The organism is Bacillus sp. LR--39 (assembly GCF_053613335.1).
The window spans coordinates 1-527 of sequence record NZ_JBSIOT010001542.1; the positions used below are offsets into that span (position 1 = coordinate 1).

Genomic DNA, 527 nt, shown 5'->3' on the forward strand with positions numbered 1-527 from the left:
ATGTGTTCCGGTTTGCGCAGTATTTAAAAAGATACAGCAGAGATACCCAGTTTATTGTGATTACCCACAGAAAAGGGACGATGGAGGAAGCGGATGTCCTATACGGCGTAACCATGCAGGAGTCCGGTGTGTCCAAGGTAATCTCAGTTAAACTGGAAGAAACAAAAGAATTCGTTCAGTAACGAGGAAAGAGGTTAAAAGATGAGCTTTTTTAAAAAATTAAAAGAGAAAATCACAAAACAGACAGATTCCGTATCTGAAAAGTTTAAGGATGGCCTTGAAAAAACAAGAAACTCCTTTCAAAACAAAGTGAATGATCTTGTATCCCGTTACCGTAAAGTGGATGAGGATTTCTTCGAAGAGCTTGAAGAGGTTCTTATCAGCGCGGATGTCGGTTTTACAACCGTTATGGAATTAATAGATGAGCTGAAAAAAGAAGTCAAACGCAGAAATATTCAAGATCCAAAGGAAGTCCAGTCAGTGATTTCTGAGAAACTGGTCGAGATTTATAACAGCGGAGATGAGCA

At 39.3% G+C, this 527-nt stretch carries 2 protein-coding genes; both read left to right on the top strand.

What is annotated here, in order from left to right:
- On the top strand, positions 1 to 182 hold a 182-nt coding region (locus ACWHAR_RS31675; RefSeq protein WP_452089003.1), incomplete at its 5' end, for a hypothetical protein.
- A 19-nt stretch (positions 183 to 201) separates the two neighbouring features.
- On the top strand, positions 202 to 527 hold a 326-nt coding region (locus ACWHAR_RS31680), incomplete at its 3' end, for a signal recognition particle receptor subunit alpha (RefSeq protein WP_452089004.1).